Source organism: Afifella sp. H1R (assembly GCF_021462425.1).
Taxonomy (GTDB): Bacteria; Pseudomonadota; Alphaproteobacteria; order Rhizobiales; family Afifellaceae; genus Afifella; species Afifella aestuarii.
In genome coordinates this window covers 1-18,987 of sequence record NZ_JAKEDY010000003.1, presented here as the reverse complement: position 1 = coordinate 18,987, position 18,987 = coordinate 1, and the positions used below count along the sequence as shown (strand labels likewise).

The following is an 18,987-nucleotide window of genomic DNA, read 5'->3' as shown; positions in this document are numbered from 1 at the left end:
TTTTCCTAGGCTTCGACGGCCGGGCGGTAATCGCGGAACTGGTCGCGCAGCGCCATCTTCTGGATCTTGCCGGTCGCCGTGTGTGGGATTTCCTCAACGAAGGCAACATCGTCGGGAGCGGCCCACTTGGCCACTCTCTGACGAACGAAGTCAAGAATGTCTTCCCTCTCGGGCCGCACATCCTTCTTCGGCACGATGATGAGGAGCGGGCGCTCGCCCCATTTCTCGTTAGCCACGCCAATCACCGCGGCTTCGGCGACATCAGGATGAGCGACTGCCGCATTTTCGAGCTCGATCGACGAGATCCATTCGCCACCCGATTTGATCACGTCTTTGGAGCGGTCGGTGATCTGCATATAGCCGTAAGGGTCGATATGAGCGACGTCGCCCGTGTCGAAGAAACCTTGCTCGTCGAGAAGCGGACCGCCCTCGCCTTTGAAATAGGCTTTCGCGACAGCCGGTCCGCGGACCTTCAGGCGCCCGAAAGTCTTGCCGTCCCAGGGCAGCGGCTCACCGGCATCGTCGGTGACCTTCATCTCGACCGTGAAGGGTGGATGCCCCTGTTTCTGCAGCACGTCGAGACGCGCTTCGCCCTTGAGACCCTGATATTCCGGGGTCAGCGTGCACACCGTTCCGAGAGGGCTCGTCTCCGTCATGCCCCAGGCGTGGATGACCTCCACATCGTAATTGTTCTGGAACTTCTCGATGACCGCACGCGGACAGGCCGAGCCGCCGATGACCACCCGCTCGAGATGCGGGAGCTTGCTGCCCGTCTCTTCCAGATATGACAGAAGCATCAGCCATACCGTCGGCACGGCGGCGGTCACCGTCACCTTCTCCTCGTCGAGAAGCTGGTAGATGGATGCGCCATCCATTTTCGGCCCGGGCATCACCATTCCGGCGCCGACCATGGGAGCGGCAAAACAGATCGCCCAGCAATTGGCGTGAAACATCGGCACGACCGGCATGATCCGGTCACTGCTCGACAAATCGATCATGTCGGGAAGGCTCGCGACCATCGCATGCAGGACGTTGGAGCGATGCGAATAGATGACGCCCTTCGGAACGCCCGTCGTGCCGGAGGTGTAGCACATGCCGGCAGCGGTGTTTTCGTCGAAGCTCTCCCAGGCAAAATCCCCGTCCGCTTCGTCGAGCCATTCGTCATACGGGACGAGATCGAGCGAGGAAGACGGCAGATGCGCCCGATCGCTCATCACGATCACCTTCTCCAGGGTGGGCAGAGCATCCTTCAGCTTCTCAACGAGCGGCACGAAAGTGAGATCCGTGAAGAGAAGTCGGTCTTCCGCGTGGTTGATGATGTAGGTGATCTGCTCGGCAAAGAGGCGCGGATTGACCGTGTGGCAGATCGCGCCGATGCCCATCACGCCGTACCAGACTTCCAGATGGCGCATCGTGTTCCAGCCGAGCGTCGCCACCCGGTCGCCGAGCCGGATCCCATGCGCCGTCAGCTGCTGCGACAGCTTCAGGGCCCGTCGCCTGATCTCACGGTAAGTTGTGCGATGAATCTCCCCTTCCACGAGCCGCGACACCACCTCGCGGTCGCCATGATAGGTCGCGGCATGATCGAGGATGCGATGGCAGTTCAAGGGCCAGTCTTGCATGAGACCGTGCATGTTGTTCCTCCCTCTCGCCTTTCGGCGTTATGTCATCGCCCAGCACAATTGAGCGCTGCAGCGTGCGCGCATTGTCTCTCGGCTCGCAAAAAGCCGCAATCGCGTCGAACTCTTTCCCAAGACAGGCGTTAGGCGCTTCGTATGGCTCAAGAAAATCTCGCCGGCATCGAAGCCGGCAACGGCAAAGACAAACGCGAAGACAGTTTCTCTCTGCCGCAGTTGGATTTCGAGATGGCTCTCGACATGGCCGACGGCGACACCGCCTCCTGGATCGACCTGGTGCGTCACGCGGCCGAGACCTCAGGCGGAGACCTGCTTTTCGTCCTGCCGAGTTTTTCCGGCGACGGCGAGGCCACGGAGAAGGCGATGGTGCGTCTGCCCGATGGGAAGGAGGATGTTCTCATCGCCGTCAGCCACGATGATGACGGCTTCCATTATGAGGCCGAGGCGGCGATCGACGAGGAATTGAAGGATTTCGCGCACGCCTCGATTGACGTTTTGCGGCGTATGCAATCCGACGCTCAGATCGTGACGCCTCTCGCCGAAACCGAGAACTAAAACAAAGTGTTGCGCGAAGCGCCGCAGGTGTCGATTTCGGATTGCCGTTAAGAGCGCTTTAAGTCTACGAGGCCCACAATTTCAACACCGCAACTGCGGAATGGACCTTCAAGATGCACGACCGAAAAGAGACGGCTTTCCAGTCGCAACATCACGATCAACAAGTCGCGGAGCGGCTGCGCCAGCGCTATCAGCAGATCGGCATTCCGGCCGTCCGGGCCGCTGCCACGATGAAAAGCGCTCAGGCCAAGGCCGCGCAGAAGGGCTGATCAGGCCAGCCACCGCTCCAAGCGGCTCAGCCCTTCCTGCATCGCCTCCTCCGCGCCTGCGAAGGAGAAGCGCATGGTCAGGTGGCCGCGCGCCGGATCGAAATCGGCGCCGGGCGTGGCAGCGACGCTTGCCTCCTCCAGCATGCGACGGGCAAAGCTCGTCGAATCGTTGGTGAAGCGGGCGACAGACGCGTAGACGTAGAAGGCACCGTCGGCCGGCGGTATCGCCTGGAAGCCGAGTTTCGGCATCCGCTCCAGAAGAAGCGTGCGATTGCGCGCGTAACCGGCCTTGATCGCTTCCAGCTCCTGCGTGCAGTCGAAGGCGGCGATCGCCGCGCGCTGCGACAGATCCGGCACGGAAATGTAGAGCGACTGCGCCAGACACTCCATCGGCCGCACGAGATATTCGGGCAGCACCATCCAGCCGATGCGCCAGCCGGTCATGCAATAATATTTCGAGAACGAATTGATCACGATCGCTTCGTTGGAAAACCTCAGCGCCGTTTCCGCGCGGCCGGCAAAATCGAGACCGTGATAGATCTCGTCCGAGATGAATCGGATACCGAGCTCGTTGCAGGTGGCGACCAGCGCCTCGAGTTCCTCAGGCGGGGTCATGGTGCCGGTCGGGTTGGCCGGACTTGCGATCAAAAGGCCTGACAGCGGCGTTTCGCGATGCGCGCGCCGCAAATGGTCGGGCGTCAGGATCCAGTGCGTATCGGGACCGACCGGGATTTCGACCGCCTCGAGCCCGAGCACGGAGAGGATGTTGCGGTAGGCTGGATAGCCGGGCACCGCCATGGCGATGCGCGCGCCGGCATCGAAAGCCCCCAGGAAGGCGAGCATGAAGCCGGCCGATGAGCCTGTCGTCACCGCCACCCGTTCCGGATCGAGGTCGATGCCGTAGGTTTCGCCGTAATGGCGGGCGATCCTTTGCCGCAGCGTGCGAATACCGAGCGCTTCCGTGTAGCCGAGACGTCCGTCCTTGAGCGCCAGGCGGGCAGCCTCCAGGACACCGGCGGGCGCCGGGGCGCCGGGCTGGCCGACTTCCATGTGAACGATGTCGCGGCCTTCGCTCTCAAGTTTCGCGGCGGCGGAGAGCACATCCATTGCGATGAACGGTTCCACCGCGCTGCGCAGGGACGGCTTACGTGGGAACACGCGTCCTCCTGCGTCATCTGCACGCCACATTGTTTGCCCTTTGTCGATGCTAATCTTGGATCCAGCCTGAGAACGATTGACCGGCCGTTCCGCAATTCCTAGCGTGAAGTTGCATCCGTGAACAGCATCACCGGCCATCTGCGTCCCCTTTCCGCGCCATGACCTCGATCCTCCTGCGCCGCTTCCGCTACACTGCAAAGACCGTCTTCAGTCTCGGCCTCGCCGCGAGCCTCGCCTTCGCCGCACAGCCCGAGACGGCTTCGGCGCAGCAGCGGCAGATGAAGATCATCCGCGATGCGGAGATCGAGGCGCTCCTGATGGATTATGCCCGACCGATCTTTCGGGCGGCCGGCATCGGTTCTTCGGGAGCGCAGATCGTCATCATCGACGACCGCGATTTCAACGCCTTCGTGGCGAGCGGGCGGCGCATGTACATCAATTCGGGCGCGCTCTTGGAGGCGGAGACGCCCAACGAGATCATCGGCGTCATTGCCCACGAGACGGGACATCTCGCGGGCGGACACCTTCAAAACCTCCGCAACGAAATGGCCCGCGCCCAGGCGATCGGCGCCATCGCCTCGATCCTGAGCGCCGGTGCGATGGTGGCCGGAGCAGCCGCCGGCTCCAGCGCCGTCGGGCGCGGGGGCGCGGCGGCCATGACGGCCGGACCGGGCATGGCCATGCGCTCCGTCCTCAGCTATCGGCGAGCTCAGGAAATCTCGGCCGACCGTGCGGCGCTCACCTATCTCAATGCCACCCACCAATCGGCAAAGGGCATGATCAAGACCTTCCGCCGATTCGCCGACCAGTCGCTGTTTTCGGCGCAATATGTCGATCCCTACGTGCAATCGCACCCGATGCCGGCCGAGCGCATCGCGCAGCTGGAGACGATTGCAGCCAAGAGCCAGTATTGGGATGCCAAGGATCCCCCTTCGCTGCAGCTTCGCCACGACATGATGCGGGCAAAACTCTCCGGCTACACGGAATCGCCTGCGCGGGTGGAGCAGCGCTTTCCGCGCTCACAGAAGACACTGCCGTCCGCCTATGCCCATGCGATCCTCGCCTACCGCACGGGAGGCGTGCGCAATGCGCTCGGCCAGATCGACGCCCTCATCAGGAGCGATCCGAACAATCCCTATTTCTACGAATTGAAGGGGCAGGCGCTTCTGGAATCCGGCAAGGCCGATGCCGCCGTCGCGCCGTTGCGGCAAGCGTATTCGCTCGCTCCGGATGCCGGTCTCATTCGCATCCTGCTCGGTCACGCGATCCTGGAGACGGGCCGTGACAATCTTCTTGGCGAGGCGATCGGTCATTTGCGGGCGGGCGTCACCAGCGAGCCGCTTTCCTCGCTCGGTTATCGTTATCTCGCCATGGCCTATGCCCGTCAGGGCCATATCCCGCAGGCTGAACTTGCCACGGCCAACGGCCTTCTCATTGACGGCGACGTCCGGACAGCGCAGAGCTACGCCAAACGGGTTCAAGCGAAGGTGAAGCGCGGCTCGCCGGAATGGCTGCAGGCCGATGACATTCTCACCTATAAGCCGCCTGACACCCAACGCTAAGTCCTGATGGAACAGAACACAGCCAGGTATTCCGTATGAACGCGCTTCGTATCTTCTACGCCTCGATCGTCGCTGCAGCTTTGATCCTTGCCGTTTCGGTCGGTTATGTGATCAGCCAGACGAGCGGGTCTGAGACATCGCCCGCAGCGACCGAGCAAGGTGCCGTCTCCGAGGAGAGCACCGGCGCGACGCAAAAGCTGGTGCGCGATTATCTGGTCTCCAATCCGGAGGTCATCGAAGAGGCGCTCATGGCGCTGCAGAACAAGCGCGTCGAGGAAGCCCGGAGCCAGCAGAGCGAGATGATCACGCGCATGCAGGACCAGCTGTTCAATTCCAAGAACCAGGTCGTGCTCGGCAATCCTGACGGTGCGGTCACGCTCGTGGAGTTCTTCGACTACAATTGCGGCTATTGCCGGCGCGCCTATCCCGACATGATGGCGCTCATCGACAACAATCCCGACCTCAAGATGGTGTTGAAGGAGTTCCCGATCCTCTCCGAAGGCTCGGTGCAGGCCGCCAGGATCGCCGTTGCCGTCGACGTCGTCGCTCCGGACAGCTATAGCGATTTTCACCGGGAAATGATGACGCGCGGCGGCCAGGCGGACCGTGCCAAGGCGCTCGATGTGGTGCGCGATCTCAATCTCGATGTCGCGGCGATCGAGGCCAAGGCCGGCGAGAGCTCCGTCGACGAAAACCTGACCGAGGTGCAGTCTCTGGCGCGCGCTCTCGATATTTCGGGCACGCCGTCCTACATCATCGCCGACGAGGCCGTTCCGGGCGCGGTCGGCTTCGACCAATTGCAGCAGAAAGTTTCCGCTGCGCGCAAATGCGGTGGCAACACGCTCAGTTGCTGAGAGAGTTGCTGGGCTTGAGGCACAGACGGGAACGAGGCGTTGATGTCAGAGCGCGAGTTTGAACAAAGGGTAGCGGCCGTATGAAGAAGTTTTTCCTGCATCTTTTCACCTGGTGGCACGACGCGACCCTCAACACGCGCTTCTTCACTTGGCGCAAAGGCATCTTCGTCGGCGAGGACGATGCCGGTAACCGCTATTACCGGCACCGTAAGACCAATTCTCGCTGGGTGCTTTACAACGGCGATCCGGAAGCATCACGCGTGCCGCCGGGATGGTACGGCTGGCTGCATTACCGGACCGATATCCCGCCGACGGACGAGAGCTACACTGCGCCAGCCTGGGAGAAACCGCATCGGCCGAACATGACCGGTACCGCCGGCGCCTATCATCCGCCGGGATCCCTCACGACGCCGGAAACGCGCCCCAATGTCACCGGCGATTACGAGCCGTGGACGCCCTGATCCTGCCGCACAAAGGGTGTCTTTGCACAACGCCACTGGGCACAACGCCACTGGGCACAGCCTCACTTGGCAAAGCCCAGCAGGCGCAAGCGGAGCTCTTCGGATCGCGTTCCCTTTGAACGGATATCTTTTATGACGCGGATTTTTCTCGCCGCTCTTGCGATCGCCATGTCGATCCAGGCTGCAGCGGCAGAGCCCATCAAGAATCCCGTGGCCGTGTTTCGCGGCCTCGACAAGATCACCGGCCGGATCATCACCTTCGATGTGCGGATCGACGAAACCGTGCAATTCGGTGCGCTGCAGGTGACGCCCCGGGTGTGCAATACGCGCCCGCCGACGGAGCCGGAGCAGACGACGGCGTTCGTCGAGATCGACGAGATCACGCTGTCCAACGAAGTGCAGCGCATCTTCACCGGCTGGATGTTCGCCTCGAGCCCCGGCCTGCACGCCGTCGAGCATCCGGTCTACGACGTGTGGCTCGTCAATTGTAAGGCCAGTGTCGACGAAATGAGCGAAGAGCCACGCGGGCCCGATGCTCTGCCCGAGGTCGCGCCGGACAGCAGTCAGGGGACCGAGGAAGAAGCCCCACCGGAAGACTAAGCGCGGCCCCCAGGGCCGCCCCCGCCTTCCGTCTCTTCGGCCGAACTCTGATCCATCTTGTCGAGACGGAAGAAGTCGGCCTCCACCTGCAGGGCCTCTTCCAGCATCTCCTGATAGCGCGCACGCGACACGGACACGGCGCCGAAGGTTTCGAGATGCGAGGTCGTGAATTGCGTGTCGAGGAGCGCGTAGCCGCCCGCGCGCAAACGTTCGACGAGGGCGACGAGCGCCACCTTCGAGGCATCGCGGGCATCAGAGAACATGCTCTCGCCGAAGAAGGCGCCGCCCAGCGACAGGCCGTAGAGGCCACCGACGAGCCGTCCCTCCTGCCACGCCTCGACCGTATGCACATAGCCGCGCCTGAAGAGCGCGCCGAAGAGACGGCGGATCTCGCCGTTGATCCATGTCGAGCGGCGCCCCGGACGCCGCCTGGCGCATCCGCCGATCACCGCGTCGAAATCGGTGTCGACGCGGATCTCGAAAAGCCCTGAGCGCATGGTCCGCCTGAGCCGGCGGGGCACATGAAAAGTCTCGAGCGGGATGATGCCCCGCTCGTGCGGCTCGACCCAAAACAGGTTCGGATCGTCGGCCGAATCGGCCATCGGAAAGATGCCGCAGGCATAGGCCTTGAGCAGAATATCGGGCGTAATGGCGAATGCGTCTTCGCCGCGCATCGGCTCAGGCGATCAGCTTGTCGCGCGAGCGCGTGTCGGCCAGAAACTTCTCGAGCCAGCGGATATCATACGCGCCATTGGCAATATCGGCATTCGCCACAAGATCACGGAAGAGCGGCAGCGTCGTCTCGATGCCATCGACAACGAACTCGTCGAGGGCGCGGCGCAGGCGCATCATGCATTCCACCCGCGTGCGCCCATAGACGATCAGCTTGCCGATCAAGCTGTCGTAATGCGGCGGCACCCGATAGCCCTGATAGACGGCCGAATCGACACGCACGCCAAGGCCGCCCGGCGGGTGATAATAGCTGATACGGCCCGGAGAAGGCGAAAACGTCTCCGGGTTCTCCGCATTGATGCGGCATTCGATGGCGTGGCCCCTTATGACCACGTCTTCCTGACGCACGGAGAGAGGCGAACCGGCGGCGACCCGAAGCTGTTCGACGACGAGATCGATGCCCGTCACCGCCTCCGTCACCGGATGCTCCACCTGCAGACGGGTGTTCATTTCGATGAAATAGAACTCGCCGTTCTCGTAGAGGAATTCGACGGTGCCGGCGCCGCGGTAGCCGAGATTGGCCATGGCATTGGCGACGGTCTCGCCGATGCGGCTGCGCTCTTCCTCGTTGAGGGCGGGAGACGGCGCCTCTTCCCAGACCTTCTGGTGGCGGCGCTGCAGCGAACAATCGCGCTCACCGAGATGGATCGCAGTCCCCTCGCCGTCGCCCATGACCTGAACTTCGATGTGGCGCGGATTGGCGAGGTATTTTTCCACATACATGGAATCGTCGCCGAAGGCCGCCATCGCTTCGGCTTTGGCTGTTGCGAGCGCCGACGCCACTTCATCGGGCCCGTTGGCCACCTTCATGCCGCGGCCACCGCCGCCGGCTGCGGCCTTCAAGAGGACGGGGTAGCCGACTTCGGCAGCGATCCGCGAGGCTTCGGCGGCGTCGGTGATCGCACCCTTGGAGCCCGGGACGACGGGGATGCCGAGCGCCATCGCCGTTTCCTTGGCCTGCACCTTGTCGCCCATAAGGCGGATATGTTCGGCCGTCGGGCCGATGAAGGTGATGCCGTGGGCGGCGAGAATATCGGCAAAGCGCGCGTTTTCCGACAGAAAGCCGTAGCCTGGATGCACGGCGTCTGCGCCAGTGATCTCGCAGGCGGAGACGATCGTAGGAATGTTGAGATAACTCTGGGAAGCCGAGGGCGGACCGATACACACGCTCTCGTCGGCGAGACGCACATGCATGGCGTCCGCATCGGCGGTCGAGTGCACAGCCACGGTCTGCACGCCCAGCTCCTTGCAGGCACGCAGGATCCTGAGTGCGATTTCCCCGCGATTGGCGATCAGAACCTTGGAAAACATCGGCCCGCCTGTTCGTCTCATTCGATGATCAACAGGGGCTCGCCGTATTCCACCGGCTGGCCATCCTCGACGAGGACGGCGCTGACGCGTCCGGAATGCGGAGCCGCGACTTCGTTCATGTGCTTCATCGCTTCCACGATGAGGACCGTCTGGCCTTCGCGCACCGTATCGCCGATTTCGACGAAAGGCCGCGCGCCTGGCGCGGGCGCACGGTAGACCGTTCCGACCATGGGCGAAGGAACACAGCCCGGATGCCGGCTCGGATCGTCCATCGCTTCCGATGCATCCGCCGCGTCGCGTGCGGAGGGTGCAGCTTCCGCCGGCACGGAGACGGCATAATTCGCCGCCGGCGCCGGCCCCAGATTGCGCGCCACGCGGATGCGCAAATCTTCGTTTTCGATTTCGATCTCGGAAAGCTCGGTTTCCTTCAGGAGCTCGGCCAGCTCACGCACCAGCTCCTTGTCGATCGCACGCTTCTTTTCAGCCATGCCTAAGTCTCAAGCCTCCCGGCCTCGTTCATCTCGATCAGCGCTTCGGCTGCCAGCCAGTAGGACTGCGCGCCGAAGCCACAGACCACACCTTGCGCCACCGGCGCGATATAAGAATGGTGTCTGAACGCTTCGCGAGCGAAGACGTTCGACAAATGCACTTCAATGACGGGCGCAGCGATGGAACGAACCGCATCGGCGAGCGCCACAGAAGTATGGGTGTAGGCGCCCGCATTGAGCACCACACCCTTCGCGCCATCCGCCGCATGGACGAACTCGACAAGTTCGCCTTCATGGTTGGTCTGACGAAAAATCAAATCGTATCCCCGCTCCTGAAGGCGGTCGCGCAACATCGCTTCGATATCGGCAAGCGTAGCCATTCCATAGATCGACGGTTCCCGGACACCGAGACGGTTGAGATTTGGACCGTTGAGGATATGGAGGACGGGCGCCATGCAGCCATTAAGGAGGTGGGCAATTGGGCGTGTTTTAGACGTTTTGACGAGCGGGTCAAACGAACGCGGCGGGTTTCCCGCAACCATTTCGCCGCGGCAGCCATAATAGAGGCAAGGTTCCCACCAACTTCTTCACCATGTTGTCACTTTCCTATCTCTGGCAGGACGCCGCCTTGCGGTTTGCCGACCTCACCTCCCCGAAGCGGGGCTATCAGCGGATATCCGACATCGCGTACGGCGTTGGACCGCGCCGCAAGCTCGATCTCTACAAGAGCGAATCACCACGTGAGAACACACCGCTGGTGGTGTTTTTCTATGGCGGCGGATGGGACAGCGGCAAAAAGGCGGATTATCGATTCGTCGCCCAGGCGTTCACCGCGCTCGGCTGCGACGTCGCAATCCCCGATTACCGCCTCTATCCGGACGTGCACTTTCCTCAGTTCGTCGAAGACGGGGCGAAGGCCGTCGCCTTCCTCGCCTCCGGCAAGGCCGACGGGCTCCGTCGCCCGGTCTTTCTCGCCGGGCATTCGGCCGGAGCCCAGATCGCTTTCCTTCTGACGCTCGACCGCCGCTATCTCGCAAAAGCCGGCAGCGCGGTGGAGACCGCTGTGCAAGGCGCGATCGGTCTCGCCGGTCCTTACGACTTCCTGCCGCTCGAAGAGGAACGCTACAAGCGCGTCTTTCCCTTGGAGACGCGCGCGGCAAGCCAACCCATCGCCTTCGTGGAAGGCCCGACACCGCCGGTCTTCCTCGCCACCGGCACCGCCGACCGGACCGTCGATCCGGCCAATTCGGAACGCCTCGCCAGAAAGCTGCGCAGCTTTGGCAACGAGAACGTCACGCATGTCGTCTATCCGAAAATCGGCCATGCGGAGCTTATCGGGACTCTGCTGCCATTGCTGCAGCGCAGAGCCCCTCTCCTTGCCGATTTGGGCGGCTTCATCACCGCGTATTCGCAGCCGCCGAGGCCATCGGAAGAGCCCATTCGAGAAGCCGTTCCGGCGACCTGAAGGCTTCACACAAAGCGTGAAAAAGACATAACTTTTCGACAATTTGTACGTTTCGTCTCATTCCAGACACGACGTAAAAGAGCGATAATTCCCGGGTAAGTGATTCGTCCAGGCGAACGGCCCGACCGATTTCTACCCCACGGCGAATAAGGGCCGTATGGGTGCATCGCAGCAAAGGCATCCGCCTGTCCATCTCCTCGTCAATCTTGCCAAAAACAAGCTGAACAAAGCACGGGAAAGGCAGGCAGGCACGGTGTCCGCAACGAGCAGCGAGATGCAGCGCTATTCGCTGGAAGAAAGCGCTCGCGCCATTGCCGAGGCGGGCGCTCTTTTGATCTGGCGCGCGGCGCCGGATGGAACGCCTTTGGCGGCCCTTGCGGATACGCGCCAGATGGAGGCTCCGACGGTCTTGCCGTTCGCCTGCATCGCGCTGGTGCATCCAGAAGACCAGGAGCCGATGCGTGCGAAGTGGCATCGCTGCCTTGCCGAGGTGTCGCCCTTCGACATGCATTATCGCCTTCGTCAGGCGGACGGCTCGTATCGCTGGACACGCGGGCGCGGCATCCCGCTGATGACGGACGAGGGAGGCGTGCAGGAATGGGTCGGCACGGTCGGCGACATCCATGACCACGTCACGATGGAAGCCGCTCTCGGTCTGAGCGAGGAACGCTTGCGGCTCGCCCTGGAGAGCACCGGCCTCGGCATCTGGGAATATGACGTTGCGACAGGCGTCACCTGGCTGTCGGAAACCGCGGCTCAACTGCTGCAGCGTCCCGGCCTTCGCCTGACGCCGAAGGAACGCCATGCCGTTCTCCATCCCGATGATCGCCCGGCGTTGATGGCTCTTTTCCGTGATGCGGTGACACGGCGCAGCGAGGAGCGCTTCGAGACCGAGTTTCGCATCCGCCGCGGGGACCCGGCCGAAACGATCTGGGCCGCATGTTCCGCCCGCCTCGTCTTTCGTGCGAACGGCACGCTCTCGCGCATCATCGGTACGCTCGGTGATATCACCGAGAGGCGCTGGCAGCAGGAGACGCTCTTCCGACTGGCGCATTACGACCACCTCACGGGTCTCCCGAACAGGCGACGGCTCGCGCAGCTCTTCACAGAGCATGGGGCGCGCGTGTCGCGCATGGGCTTTCTGATCGTCGACATCGACAATTTCAAAGACACGAACGACCGATTCGGTCATGCGATCGGCGACGAGGTTCTGCGCGCCGTGGCGCGGCGTCTGCGCGATGTGATCCCGGACGAGGCGCCGATCGCCCGCCTCGGCAGCGACGAATTCGGTGTGCTCCTCCCCGGAATGGATCGCAGCGGCGAGGTACTCGCCATGGCGCAACAGATCCACGAGGCGTTCGCCTGCCCCTTCCCGGCTCCCGAACGCAGCGTGCATCTTTCAGCGGGCATCGGCATCGCTTTTGCCAAAGAGCGCCGCGAAGGCATGGGCACGCTTCTCGTCGAAGCCGATCTTGCCGTTGCGGAGGCAAAACGGGCCGGCCAAGGGGAAACGGCGTTCTTCGCGCCTGCGCTGCGTGAGCGTCTGCATCGACGACAGCAGCTTTTCGACGAATTCGAGCGGGCGCTCGACGAGGACGAGTTCGATCTCTTCTATCAGCCGCAGGTCGCGCTGCAGGATGGCAACATCATCGGCGCCGAGGCGCTCTTGCGCTGGCGTCATCCCGAGCGGGGCCTGCTCGAACCGAAGGACTTTCTGCCGATCCTCGCCCAAAGTCGCTGGGCGCGACCGACGGGAGACTGGGTGCTGCGACGGGCCTGTCTCGACGCGGCAAAACTGGCGGCCCAGGGCGAGCCTTTGCGCGTCGCCGTCAATTTGTTTTCAGCCCAGCTGCAGAGCGGCGCGCTCGACCGCACGATCGAGCGCTGTCTCGCGGAAAGCAGTCTGCCGGCGCATCTCCTCGAGATCGAGATCACCGAGCACGTGATTCTGTCCAACGACGAGGCGACCCTCGCCAGGCTCGACCGAATCACCGATCTCGGCTGCTCCCTCGCCTTCGATGATTACGGGACCGGCTATGCCTCGCTCTCCATGCTCACCCGCTATCCGGTGACGCGTCTCAAGATCGAGCAGAGCTTCATCAGCTCGGTGTGCGTTGACGATACCCATGCGACGATCGTCGAGGCGATCTTGTCTCTCGCCAAGAGCCTCGGTCTCGGGGTGACGGCTGAAGGCGTGGAAACCTCAGAACAGGCGCAATGGCTCAAAACGCATGGCTGTCCTGAAGGCCAGGGACGCCTCTTCGGCATGGCGATGCCGCTTCTCGATCTGCACGGCTGTGTGCTTGGCTGGCCGGGCCGGCAACGCCCCTAGAAAGCCTTAGAAACTGCCCGCAAAGCCTTTGCTGCCTTGAGCGAATCGCCTCGCTGCCTGCTGCCGGCCTCGGGGCTGCGTGCACGCTTTTCCCCACATATCTGCGCTTCCTCCACAACATCTCGATTCATCGCTTGTGATGCCCACAAGGGATTGACGAAGCGGCGCCGAAGCACATAGCTTCCGGACAACGACAGGCGCCCACGGCGTCGCCGTCATAAGTCAGCGTAAAATCACAGTTTTCGAGTGAGAGTCCGGGCCCCGCGCTCGGCCCTTAGCTGTGCCTTGAGCAAACGAACCCCGTCGTCACAAAACCGCAATATATGGTGGATTTAGGGGTTTGTTTACACTATATATGGAGGATCGGTTTGCGACCCCGCCAACATCGGGGCGAGCCATTCTCTGGGACAAATGCGGCAGTCCTTTCAAACGGACTCCAGGCAAAGGGCGGTCAGCATGGCCGGCCCTTGGGATGAGGAGAGATTATGCGGATTTCGCGCCATTACACGCAGGCGGGGCAGTCGCCCTACGCGTCCATCGAATTTCGCACAGCCACCAGCGAGATCCGCAATCCGGACGGGTCCGTCGTCTTCCGGCTGGAGAATTTCGAGGTGCCGGCGCAGTTCAGCCAGGTGGCGGCCGATATCCTGGCGCAGAAATATTTCCGCAAGGCGGGCGTGCCGGCGCGGCTGACCCGCGTCGAAGAAAATTCCGTGCCCTCCTTCCTGTGGCGCTCGGTCGCCGATTCGGAGGCGCTTGCCGATCTGCCCGAGGAAGAGCGCACCGGTTCTGAGAGCGACGCGCGTCAGGTCTTCGACCGGCTCGCCGGCGCCTGGGCCTATTGGGGCTGGAAGGGCGGCTATTTCGACGGCGAAGAGGATGCGGAAGCCTTCTTCGACGAGATGCGCTACATGCTCGCCACCCAGAAGGCGGCGCCGAATTCTCCGCAATGGTTCAATACGGGCCTCTTTTGGGCCTATGGCATCGATGGGCCGAGCCAGGGCCATTATTACGTCGACTTCCAGACCGGAAAACTCGTCAAGTCGAAGAGCTCCTACGAGCATCCGCAGCCGCATGCCTGCTTCATCCAGTCGGTCGCCGACGACCTCGTCAACGAGGGCGGCATCATGGATCTGTGGGTGCGCGAGGCGCGGCTGTTCAAATACGGTTCGGGCACCGGTTCGAACTTTTCGAACTTGCGCGGCGAAGGCGAAAAGCTGTCGGGCGGCGGCAAATCGTCGGGCCTGATGAGCTTCCTCAAGATCGGCGACCGCGCGGCGGGCGCCATCAAGTCGGGCGGCACGACGCGGCGCGCGGCGAAGATGGTGATCGTCGACATCGATCATCCCGACATCGAGCAGTACATCGACTGGAAGGTGCGCGAAGAGCAGAAGGTGGCCGCCCTCGTCACCGGCTCGAAAATCGTTTCGCAGCACCTCAAAGCCGTGATGCGCGCCTGCGTGAACTGCGAAGGTCCGGGCGGCGATTGCTTCGAGCCCGCCAAGAACCCGGCCCTGAAGCGCGAAGTGCGCGCCGCCAAGAAGGCGCAGGTGCCGGAGGCCTATATCCGCCGCGTCATCCAGTTCGCGCGCCAGGGCTACACCGACATCGAATTCCCGACCTACAACACCGATTGGGATTCGGAGGCCTACCTCACCGTTTCGGGCCAGAACTCCAACAATTCCGTCTCGATCCGCGACGACTTCCTGCGCGCCGTGGAATCCGACGGCACCTGGGACCTCATCAACCGCATCGACGGCAAGGTCGCCAAGCGTGTGCGGGCACGCGAGCTGTGGGACCAGATCGGCTTTGCCGCCTGGGCCTCTGCGGATCCCGGCCTCCACTTCAACTCGACGATGAACGACTGGCACACCTGCCCGGCCTCGGGGCGCATCAACGCCTCCAATCCGTGCTCGGAGTACATGTTCCTCGACGACACGGCCTGCAATCTCGCCTCGCTCAACCTTCTGCAGTTCCTGAAGGAGGCCGACGAGAGCGGCCACCGCGCCTTCGACGTGGAAGCTTTCGAGCATGCCGTGCGGCTGTGGACGGTCGTGCTTGAGATCTCCGTCCTGATGGCGCAGTTCCCGTCGAAGGAGATCGCACAGCTTTCCTACAAGTTCCGCACGCTGGGTCTCGGCTTCGCCAATATCGGCGGGCTTCTGATGAGCTCGGCCATCCCCTATGACAGCGAGGAAGGCCGTGCCATCTGCGGGGCGATCAGCGCCATCATGACCGGGACCGCCTATGCCACCTCGGCGGAAATGGCGGCCGAACTCGGCGCCTTCCAGGGCTTTCCGCCGAACCGGGCGCATATGCTGCGCGTCATCCGCAACCACCGGCAGGCCGCGCATGGCGAGGCCTCGGGTTATGACGGACTCAACACCAATCCGGTGCCGCTCGATCACGACGTCTGCGTTCGCCTCGGCGACGACGGCAAGGCCTTGTCGGAGCACGCCAAGGCGGCCTGGGACCGGGCGCTCGATCTCGGCGAGAAGCACGGCTATCGCAACGCCCAGGCGACGGTGCTCGCCCCGACCGGCACGATCGGCCTCGTCATGGATTGCGACACGACCGGCATCGAGCCCGATTTTGCGCTGGTGAAATTCAAGAAGCTCGCCGGCGGCGGCTATTTCAAGATCATCAACCGGGCGGTGCCGGAAGCCTTGAAGCGGCTCGGCTATACGGCCGAACAGATGTCCGACATCGCCGATTATGCCGTCGGCCACGGCTCGCTCGACGATGCCCCGGGCGTGAACATTGCGGCCCTTCAGGAGAAGGGCCTGTCGGAGGCGGCGATCGCCAAGGTGAAGGCAGCTCTTGCCTCCGCCTTCGACATCAAATTCGTCTTCAACCGCTGGACGCTCGGCGACGAAGAGATGGCGTCTCTCGGCGTCTCCGCCGAAGCGATGGCCGATCCCGCCTTCGACGTTCTCGCCCATCTCGGCTTTTCCAAGAGCGAGATCGAGGCCGCCAACACCTTCTGCTGCGGGGCGATGACGCTTGAAGGCGCGCCGCACTTGAAGGACGAGCATCTGCCGGTCTTCGACTGCGCCAATGCCTGCGGACGGCTCGGCAAGCGCTATCTGTCGGTGGAGAGCCATATCCGCATGATGGCGGCGGCCCAGCCCTTCATCTCCGGCGCCATCTCCAAGACGATCAACATGCCGAACGATGCGACCGTCGAGGATTGCAAGAACGCCTATATGCTGTCGTGGAAGCTCGGCCTCAAAGCCAACGCGCTCTACCGCGACGGCTCAAAGCTCTCGCAGCCTCTCAACTCCCAGCTTCTCTCCGACGACGAGGAGGAGGCGGAGGATCTCGTGGAAGAGATCGCCGCCGCCAACACGCCGCAGAAGGCGGCGATCGCGGCGGAAAAGATCGTCGAGCGGATCGTGGAGCGCGAAGTGCATGTGCGCGAGCGCGAAAAACTGCCGAACCGCCGCAAGGGCTATACCCAGAAGGCGATCATCGGCGGCCACAAGGTCTATCTCAGGACCGGCGAGTTCGACGACGGGCGCATCGGCGAAATCTTCATCGACATGCACAAGGAAGGCGCCGCCTTCCGCGCCATGATGAACAATTTCGCCATCGCCATTTCGCTCGGTCTGCAATACGGCGTGCCGCTTGAGGAATATGTCGACGCCTTCACCTTCACCCGCTTCGAACCCGCGGGCATGGTGACCGGCAACGAGGCGATCAAGAACGCCACCTCGATCCTCGATTACGTCTTCCGCGAGCTCGCCATCTCCTATCTCGGCCGCCACGATCTCGCACATGTCGCCCCGGAGGACATCCGCTCCACCTCGATCGGACGCGGCGTGGAAGGTGACCGGCCGGCCCCTGCCCCCGTCTCGCACGGGCTGGTGCGCGGCCAGACGAGCCGCTTCCGGGTGTTCGCCGGCAACGAGCCGAAAGGCTCCGCCGACACGGCTCCGGCAAAGCCTGCAAGCTCCAACGTGACGGCGATCTCCTCAGGCCAGCCGATGGCCAAGGGCAACCTCGCCTTCAAGCGCGATCTCGCCCCGGAGGCGGAACAGCATGCCCATGTGGCACCGCTCGACATCGAAGAGCCACAGACGGAAACGGCCGCCAGCCCCGACAAGGCGACGCAAGTCGCGATGGCCCGCATGAAGGGCTACGAGGGCGAAGCCTGCACCGAATGCGGCAACTTCACCATGGTCCGCAACGGCACCTGCCTGAAGTGCGACACGTGCGGCTCGACGAGCGGGTGCAGTTGATTTTCTGTGTACGTTGCTCTTTCATGCTTCAATGCAGAGAAACAATTATGCTCGGATACTCTCAGATGTTGTAAGCGTCGACGCTTGGCATAATGAACTCGGCTCCGAACATCCACGCGCCGACTTGCACGTAGACGTTACGTTCGGTGTAGGTAGGTTTGGTGCTGAAGAATCATCTCCCGTACGCTTTCGACTAAGCCTCAAGAATGCAGAGATTGTCGTAGTTATTCCCGAGACGGAGCCCGTTCGTGTTGATCCGTCCTCTGTCTCACGGGACCACGTATCACTGAGGACGGTGCACCTTCGGACCGTTGAGCAGAGTTCCGGCGTTGATGCCGGGACGGCCGCAGGGGTGCACCTAAGCAACGTTACGCCACGCGCTCGTTTAGGGGGAAGTTTTTCCGCCAATATAACCCATTCTGAATCCGACAAACTGACCGTAGAAAGAAGATCAAAAGATTTTTCTGTCACCCAATCAATAACCGAAGACGGATTTTATCGATGGAGAGTTAGCCCGTATGCTGGCTCCGATAAACTTCACCTTGACGGAAAGCCTTGGGACGCAACATCCTATCCTAGACTACGGCTCATCGACTGCAGAGACGACCCATCTAGCGGCATACCGCCTGCCGTTCATGTCGAAATTCGAGCCCACAGAGAAGATCTACATATCAGCGAACTGGAATTAAAAGACCGAAAACGCTGGGATATTGTTAAACAAAACACCTCCTCGCGAAATAAAATAGCAGCTGCTGAAGCATACATTCGAGATGTGCTATCTAGAGAGGGTTTATATACAGGACCTCTTGACGAAAAATTTGCGTACATAACAATTGCAAATGTTATATCACAATCTACGTAATATTATATGAATAACTGGCTCGATAAAGTCGTAGAAATACTCGATAGCGACACGGGAGATCTCCGCATTCTTGCGCAAATTGCCGGGGCAGATCCGAAAATTTTTTACCGAGGCATCAATCTCGATGGAGCTGATATACGCGGGCAAGACTTAAGAGGTCTCGACCTCAAGATAAATATTGATAAGTCTTATATTGATAATTATACGCAAATATCCCCCGACCAATGTCATGATTATACTTCAAGATCGAGCAAAAGCTATAAGCGATTCGAATATTCAAGATCTTGGGCTCGACTAGAGGAAATATTCGAGAAGAACGAGGCCGTTCAGGGCGTTATTTGCAACCAAGTGAATGGCGGTTTCACCGTCGATCTCGACGGCGCCGTGGCGTTCCTGCCGCGTTCGCAGGTCGATGTGCGCCCGGTGAAGGATGTCGGCCCCTTGATGCAGACGCCGCAGT

General features: G+C 61.9%; 16 protein-coding genes. 10 read left to right on the top strand and 6 right to left on the bottom strand.

Going from position 1 to position 18,987, the window contains the following annotated elements; all coding sequences use genetic code 11:
* Window positions 1-5 precede the first annotated feature (5 nt).
* On the bottom strand, window positions 6-1,634 hold the full coding sequence (locus L0F51_RS17125; RefSeq protein ID WP_128292472.1) for a long-chain-fatty-acid--CoA ligase: 1,629 nt from the start codon (window positions 1,632-1,634) through the stop codon (window positions 6-8).
* A gap of 141 nt (window positions 1,635-1,775) precedes the next feature.
* On the opposite strand from L0F51_RS17125, the gene L0F51_RS17120 reads away from it, so the two are divergent.
* On the top strand, window positions 1,776-2,192 hold the full coding sequence (locus L0F51_RS17120; RefSeq protein ID WP_234630406.1) for a hypothetical protein: 417 nt from the start codon (window positions 1,776-1,778) through the stop codon (window positions 2,190-2,192).
* Window positions 2,193-2,305: 113 nt separating this feature from the next.
* Entirely contained in the window at window positions 2,306-2,461 is a 156-nt protein-coding gene (locus tag L0F51_RS17115; RefSeq protein WP_164879643.1) for a hypothetical protein, read from the top strand.
* Here the strand turns inward: L0F51_RS17115 and L0F51_RS17110 are convergent, their stop codons facing one another.
* Entirely contained in the window at window positions 2,462-3,649 is a 1,188-nt protein-coding gene (locus L0F51_RS17110; protein ID WP_370642442.1) for an aminotransferase class I/II-fold pyridoxal phosphate-dependent enzyme, read from the bottom strand.
* Window positions 3,650-3,777: 128 nt separating this feature from the next.
* On the opposite strand from L0F51_RS17110, the gene L0F51_RS17105 reads away from it, so the two are divergent.
* The 4 genes from L0F51_RS17105 to L0F51_RS17090 all read left to right on the top strand — a co-directional run bounded on the left by L0F51_RS17105 (window position 3,778) and on the right by L0F51_RS17090 (window position 7,096).
* On the top strand, window positions 3,778-5,181 hold the full coding sequence (locus L0F51_RS17105; protein WP_234630405.1) for a M48 family metalloprotease: 1,404 nt from the start codon (window positions 3,778-3,780) through the stop codon (window positions 5,179-5,181).
* Between the two features lie 35 nt (window positions 5,182-5,216).
* On the top strand, window positions 5,217-6,035 hold the full coding sequence (locus L0F51_RS17100; protein ID WP_234630404.1) for a DsbA family protein: 819 nt from the start codon (window positions 5,217-5,219) through the stop codon (window positions 6,033-6,035).
* Window positions 6,036-6,115: 80 nt separating this feature from the next.
* On the top strand, window positions 6,116-6,496 hold the full coding sequence (locus L0F51_RS17095; RefSeq protein ID WP_128292468.1) for an NADH:ubiquinone oxidoreductase subunit NDUFA12: 381 nt from the start codon (window positions 6,116-6,118) through the stop codon (window positions 6,494-6,496).
* 132 nt (window positions 6,497-6,628) lie between these two features.
* Window positions 6,629-7,096 carry a DUF2155 domain-containing protein gene (locus tag L0F51_RS17090; RefSeq protein ID WP_234630403.1) on the top strand — a complete coding sequence of 156 codons (468 nt, stop codon included), beginning with the start codon at window positions 6,629-6,631 and terminating at the stop codon, window positions 7,094-7,096.
* On the opposite strand, the gene aat is transcribed toward L0F51_RS17090, so the two are convergent.
* The 4 genes from aat to aroQ are packed head-to-tail and all read right to left on the bottom strand — an operon-like array spanning window position 7,093 to window position 10,082.
* Entirely contained in the window at window positions 7,093-7,770 is a 678-nt protein-coding gene (gene aat / locus L0F51_RS17085; RefSeq protein WP_234630402.1) for a leucyl/phenylalanyl-tRNA--protein transferase, read from the bottom strand. The genes L0F51_RS17090 and aat overlap by 4 nt on opposite strands.
* A 4-nt stretch (window positions 7,771-7,774) precedes the next feature.
* On the bottom strand, window positions 7,775-9,139 hold the full coding sequence (gene accC / locus L0F51_RS17080) for an acetyl-CoA carboxylase biotin carboxylase subunit (protein WP_092809252.1): 1,365 nt from the start codon (window positions 9,137-9,139) through the stop codon (window positions 7,775-7,777).
* 17 nt (window positions 9,140-9,156) lie between these two features.
* Complete coding sequence (accB, locus tag L0F51_RS17075; protein ID WP_234630401.1) at window positions 9,157-9,627, bottom strand: acetyl-CoA carboxylase biotin carboxyl carrier protein; 471 nt, start codon at window positions 9,625-9,627, stop codon at window positions 9,157-9,159.
* Window positions 9,628-9,629: 2 nt separating this feature from the next.
* On the bottom strand, window positions 9,630-10,082 hold the full coding sequence (aroQ, locus tag L0F51_RS17070) for a type II 3-dehydroquinate dehydratase (RefSeq protein WP_128292463.1): 453 nt from the start codon (window positions 10,080-10,082) through the stop codon (window positions 9,630-9,632).
* A gap of 137 nt (window positions 10,083-10,219) precedes the next feature.
* Between aroQ and L0F51_RS17065 the strand changes: the two genes are divergently transcribed.
* The 4 genes from L0F51_RS17065 to L0F51_RS17050 form a co-directional block, all read left to right on the top strand.
* A complete protein-coding gene (locus tag L0F51_RS17065) occupies window positions 10,220-11,092 on the top strand; it encodes an alpha/beta hydrolase (protein ID WP_234630400.1) in 873 nt (290 codons plus the stop codon).
* A gap of 274 nt (window positions 11,093-11,366) precedes the next feature.
* The gene (locus L0F51_RS17060; RefSeq protein WP_234630399.1) at window positions 11,367-13,424 is read left to right on the top strand and encodes a bifunctional diguanylate cyclase/phosphodiesterase; all 2,058 of its coding nucleotides are present in this window, start codon (window positions 11,367-11,369) and stop codon (window positions 13,422-13,424) included.
* A 485-nt stretch (window positions 13,425-13,909) separates the two neighbouring features.
* Window positions 13,910-17,665: a vitamin B12-dependent ribonucleotide reductase gene (locus L0F51_RS17055; RefSeq protein ID WP_234630398.1), complete on the top strand. Its 3,756-nt coding sequence runs from the start codon at window positions 13,910-13,912 to the stop codon at window positions 17,663-17,665.
* A gap of 868 nt (window positions 17,666-18,533) precedes the next feature.
* On the top strand, window positions 18,534-18,987 hold a 454-nt coding region (locus tag L0F51_RS17050; protein WP_234630397.1), incomplete at its 3' end, for a S1 RNA-binding domain-containing protein.